Source organism: Bacillota bacterium, from assembly GCA_024655925.1.
Taxonomy (GTDB): domain Bacteria; phylum Bacillota; class DTU025; order DTU025; family JANLFS01; genus JANLFS01.
This window is the reverse complement of the sequence record JANLFS010000142.1, coordinates 1-4,880: the sequence shown is the minus strand read 5'-3', so window position 1 is coordinate 4,880 and position 4,880 is coordinate 1. Positions and strand designations below refer to the sequence as shown.

Annotated in this window: 6 protein-coding genes; 2 read left to right on the top strand and 4 right to left on the bottom strand. The window is 60.1% G+C overall.

The annotated features are described in order from the left end of the window. The 4 genes from NUW23_14815 to NUW23_14800 all read right to left on the bottom strand — a co-directional run. A partial coding sequence (locus NUW23_14815; protein MCR4427432.1) for a co-chaperone GroES occupies window positions 1-151 on the bottom strand: 151 nt, incomplete at its 3' end. A gap of 87 nt (window positions 152-238) precedes the next feature. Beyond that, complete coding sequence (locus NUW23_14810) at window positions 239-1,351, bottom strand: HAD-IC family P-type ATPase (protein ID MCR4427431.1); 1,113 nt, start codon at window positions 1,349-1,351, stop codon at window positions 239-241. A gap of 323 nt (window positions 1,352-1,674) precedes the next feature. Continuing rightward, window positions 1,675-2,823: an HAD-IC family P-type ATPase gene (locus NUW23_14805; GenBank protein MCR4427430.1), complete on the bottom strand. Its 1,149-nt coding sequence runs from the start codon at window positions 2,821-2,823 to the stop codon at window positions 1,675-1,677. A gap of 39 nt (window positions 2,824-2,862) precedes the next feature. Then, window positions 2,863-3,081: a cation-transporting P-type ATPase gene (locus tag NUW23_14800; GenBank protein ID MCR4427429.1), complete on the bottom strand. Its 219-nt coding sequence runs from the start codon at window positions 3,079-3,081 to the stop codon at window positions 2,863-2,865. Between the two features lie 260 nt (window positions 3,082-3,341). On the opposite strand from NUW23_14800, the gene NUW23_14795 reads away from it, so the two are divergent. Together NUW23_14795 and NUW23_14790 are read left to right on the top strand one after the other, a co-directional pair. Then, entirely contained in the window at window positions 3,342-4,034 is a 693-nt protein-coding gene (locus NUW23_14795) for a PrsW family glutamic-type intramembrane protease (protein MCR4427428.1), read from the top strand. A gap of 142 nt (window positions 4,035-4,176) precedes the next feature. Beyond that, window positions 4,177-4,880: YebC/PmpR family DNA-binding transcriptional regulator (locus NUW23_14790; GenBank protein ID MCR4427427.1), on the top strand; the 704-nt coding region annotated here is incomplete at its 3' end.

The following is a 4,880-nucleotide window of genomic DNA, read 5'->3' as shown; positions in this document are numbered from 1 at the left end:
TGCCCTCCTCCCATCGGCCAGGGCCCACTGCCACCACCTCGCCCTTCTGGGGGCGCTCCTTCGCGGTGTCCGGAAGGACGATTCCGCCTGCGGTCCTGTCCTCCTCGGTGCTGGGCTTCACAAGTATCCTGTCGCCATACGGTTTCAGCATTGATGTTACCCCCTTCACCACAATCCTTTAGCACTCGACCGGGGTGAGTGCTAACAACGCTATGATACACAGACCTCCTCAGGTTTGTCAAGGCTTCTGCGACTTTGTTTGGGAACCGCGGCCAAGCCGTCTTCTTACCCACTTATCTACCTCTACTACCCAAACAACCGAGGCTGTAACAGGCAATATGACTGCCCAGTGCCCCGGGGCAAGATGACCGGTGCGGAAGATGGCTTGAAGAGTTGGGTTGTACACCAGGATGAGGTGGGCCAAGAAAGCGGCGCCCACGGATGCCAGGAGGAATGGGTTTCCCAGCAGCGGAATGCGGAATATGGACTCCCGCTCGGATCTGCTGTTCATGACGTGGAACATCTGAAATAGGACCGCGGTTGCAAGAGCGGCCGTGCGCACGGTTTCAAGAGGTGCGCCCGCATTCAACTGCCACCGAAAGACCCCCACCGTCCCGGCCATGAGAACTAGCCCAACCAAGGTTAGTCTGTCAATGAGCATCCGTGTGATTACAGGTTCATTCGGGTCGCGCGGCGGGCGCCTGATCGTTCCAGGTTCCCCAGGTTCGAACGCGAGCGCCACATCTTGAAGGCCGTTGGCAACGAGGTTCAACCAGAGAATCTGAGCAGGCAGGAAGGGCAATGGGAGTCGGGCACCCAAGGTGTAGAGAATCGCAAGCACCACGCCTACTCCAGTCGGCAAGAGGAAGAATATTGCTTTCCGGGTGTTGTCAAAGACTACTCTGCCTTCTCGAACCGTCGCGAAGATACTGGCGAAATTATCGTCGGTGATGACCATGTCCGAAGCCTCCCCGGCCGCGTCGGTGCCGGTCCGTCCCATGGCTACTCCAATGTGGGCGGCCTTGAGTGCGGGGGCGTCGTTCACCCCGTCCCCGGTGACCGCGACTACATACCCGAGCTTGAGGAGACCTTGCACGATTCTAAGCTTATCCAGGGGCGACACCCGTGCGAACACGTTGGCCGTCTTGAGTCTCCTGTTCAGAGCGGATTCATCCATTGCTTCCATGTCCGCGCCTGTCACGACGTTGCCGCCTGTGGTTTCGAGCCCGATCTGCCGGGCGATGGCCCCGGCTGTCACCTCATGGTCGCCTGTGACCATCATCACACGGATGCCTGCCTCCCGCGCGCGGCGCACCGCGTCAAGCGCCTCCGGACGCGCCGGGTCTTCCATGCCCTGCAACCCCGCGAACGCCGGATCGCCCAAGTTGCCCTCGGCGAGCGCCAGAGGGTGTCCCCGGGTCGGTGCCCCACGGCCATGGCGAGAACGCGCAGGCCTCGCTTGGCCATTCTGGACGCGTCCTCCAAAACAGCTCGCCTTCCTGGGTTAGTGAAAGGGGAGGAGATGCCTGAACTCTCGAGGACCTCGGAGCACATGGTCAAGACTTTCTCGGGTGCTCCCTTGACCAGAGTGAACATCTCACCCGTGTCGCGCCTGCGTACAAGTCAAGCCATGTAAAGTCGATCAGACTCGAAAGGGATTTCGTCGACATACTCTTACCTAGCCTCCACGTCAGGCTCCAAGCCCGCTTTGCACGCGACTGCGATCAAGGCCACTTCAGTTGGGTCGCCTTGCGCCCGATACTCGTTCTTGTCGTCCTGGACGAGCTCGGACTCGTTCGCGAGAAGGCCGGCCAAAAGAGTCCACTTGAGGGAGGTGTCGAGATCGGGTTCGACAACCTGCGGGACGGAGAATGCAGGCGTGTCGTGTGGACCGAGGCCCACGTCCAAGCTCTCCCCGAGTTCCATCTGGTGGGCGTCTGTCCAGCGCGAAACGGGGGTTACTTCGCCCCATGGCTCGAACCCGATGCCGCTTACGCGAAACGTCCGCCCGCCCGCCCGTATCTCGCGCACGGTCATCTCATTCTTCGTCAGTGTTCCCGTCTTGTCCGACGCAGTCACGGTGCAGCTGCCGAGTGTCTCCACAGCCGGCAACCGTCTTATGATAACGTTGCGCCTGGCCATTCTGCGCACTCCCACCGCGAGAGTGACTGTGACCACTATCGGAAGTCCCTCGGGGACCGCCGCAACTGCAAGGGCTATTGCGGTGAGCAGTGATTCTGTGATGGGCATTCTAGCGATTCCGCCCAACACCACTGTGATGGCGGTCATGGCAAGTACGGCGGCGCCAATAACCTGGCCCAGTTTCGACAGTTGCACCTCAAGCGGAAAGGGCGCCTCCCTGACACTCTGGACTGCTTGGGCGATCTTTCTCAACTCGGCGCGGGAACCTGTCGCCGTCACCACGCCCAAGCCTCGGCCTGAGAGGATCGTGGTCCCCATCAAGACACCGTTCGTGCGGCCGGCAGGCCCTGACCCCGCCTCACTTCCGGATCCAGGTTGCTTGGCTACACCCACGGACTCGCCTGTAAGCGCAGCTTCCTCCGCTTCCAGACGGGTGGCCTCGATGAGTCTAAGATCTGCCGGCACACGGACTCCCGAGGTCAGGGCAACGATGTCTCCGGGCACAAGAAGGCTTGAGTCTATCTCGCGGGCCTTTCCCTCTCTTATGACTCTAGCCTTGGGGGCGGCCATCTCAGCCAGACTTGCTAGAGCCCGGTCCGCTCGGCACTCCTGGGAGAAGCCGATGGAGGCATTTATGGCAAGTACCGCGAGGATAACCCAGGTGTCTGTTTGGCGCCCCAAAGCCCAGGTAATTTCCGCGCCCCCCAAGGAGCAGGTAGGTCACAAGGGATCCCGAAACTGCCCCAAGAGAATCGCAAGCGCGGAAACCCCGCCCTCGGTCTTCAGGGAATTGGGATCCACAGCCTCCAGGCGGGCCCTGGCCTCCTGTTCAGTGAGCCCGTTCGTTTGAGTCTGAAGGCGCTCCATGAGCTCGCCCAGGCTGATCCGGGCATATTCGACGTCTTCGAAAACCAGGGCACGTCGGTCGTCTCCGGTCAAAAGAGAAGTCCTCCTCACATCGCAAGGGTCTGCATGTCCCAGTCGGTTCCACTCTAGTATTTTGCACAATCTGCAGACGCCCGCATATGTCATGCGACCCCGCCTGGCGTGGACAGGGAGTTCCGGAAGGCGGGAGGAAAACGCCGAAGACAATCGCACGTGATAGAATAGTTGGCAAGGAGGCCAACGCCTCGCTCGTGACCTGCGACAGTCGAGGGGCATAATGTGATGGGATACCGATTGGAGGGCGGGTGAGCGCAGTGCGCAGTCTACTTCAACTGTTCGGGGTTTCGATCATCCCAGGCATCCTGTGGGTCATGTACTTTCGCCTGAAGGACAGGTACGAGCCGGAGCCCGCAAGCGTGGTTTCACGGGCTTTCATTCTGGGCGCAGTCATGGTTTTCCCTGCGGGGCTGATCGAGGCCCCGTTTCGCCCGATCCTCGTGTCCCCTCCCAACCTGGTCGTCCTCGCCTTGACAGTCATTGTAGGTGTTGGGTTGGTGGAGGAATACCTCAAATACTGGGTTGTCCGGAAGTACATCTACCCACATCCAGAGTTCAACGAGCCGGTCGATGGGATCATATACACTGTCTCAGCAGGACTCGGGTTTGCGGCCTTTGAGAACGTCCTGTACGCGGCGAGCTACGGGCTGACAGTGGGGATCGTCAGGGCTGTCCTGACTTCCATAGTGCACGCTTCTTTCTCGGGTATAGTTGGGTATTCACTGGGGGTGGCCAAGTTCTCCCCTCCCGAACAGGCACGCGGAATGGTGGCGAGGGGAATCATGGCCGCCGCAATACTACACGGGCTTTATGACTTCCTGCTCATGACCGGGATCATGAACTTCTACTTCACGGTTCTCGTGGTATTCCTCCTGTACGCCGGGCTCGGAGGGCGCATCAGGACCGCCCTCCACGCTTCTCCCTTCCATCCGGACCGTGAAGATCGCTGAGACGGGCCGGCCCGCGGCAAACAAATCGGTGTGCTTGAGCCTGTCGGGCGCGCCACCTGTGGCTTCTTCTCAATCACAGATCTTGTGTGGTAGAATGGAGGCGATGAAGTGGGCCGGTTTTCCGGAGGAAGGGGGAAGCATAATGTCGGGCCATTCCAAGTGGGCTAACATCAAGCACAGGAAGGCCAAGGCAGACGCGCAAAGGGGTGCGGCGTTCACAAAGGCTGCACGCGAGATTATCGTTGCTGTGAAACAAGGTGGCCCCCTCCCGGAGGCGAACTTCCGATTGCGAATGGCCATCGACAACGCCAGGGCCGTCAACATGCCGAACGAATCCATACAACGCGCAATCCAGCGTGCGTCCTCCGCAGCAAACAGCGAGAACTACGAAGAGATCGTGTACGAGGGATACGGTCCGGGAGGGGTGGCGATTATGGTAGAGACTGCCACCGACAACCGCAATCGTACCGCGTCTGACATGCGTTATATCTTCTCGCGCCATGGAGGCAACCTGGGTGAGGCTGGATGCGTGGCCTGGATGTTCGACCGTAAGGGCTCCATTACCGTCGATAAGGACTCCTTCACTGATGGCGAGGACGCTCTGATGATGATCGCGGTGGACTCCGGGGCGGAAGACCTTCGTGCGTACGACGACTACTACGAGGTCGTGACATCCCCTGAGGAGCTCGATGCGGTTCGCAAGGCCCTGGAGCACGCGGGAGTGGAGGTCCAGTCAGCCCGGATAGTGAGGAACCCCAAGACTACTGTGACCCTGGGAACCCGGGAGGCTGGGCAGACGATGCGCCTCATGGAGGCCCTCGACGACCATGATGACGTGCAACACGT

What these genes read in the sequence shown, in the direction of transcription:
- NUW23_14810 (MCR4427431.1), bottom strand. Translation starts at nt 1,351, where the DNA reads ATGGAAGACCCGGCGCGTCCGGAGGCGCTTGACGCGGTGCGCCGCGCG.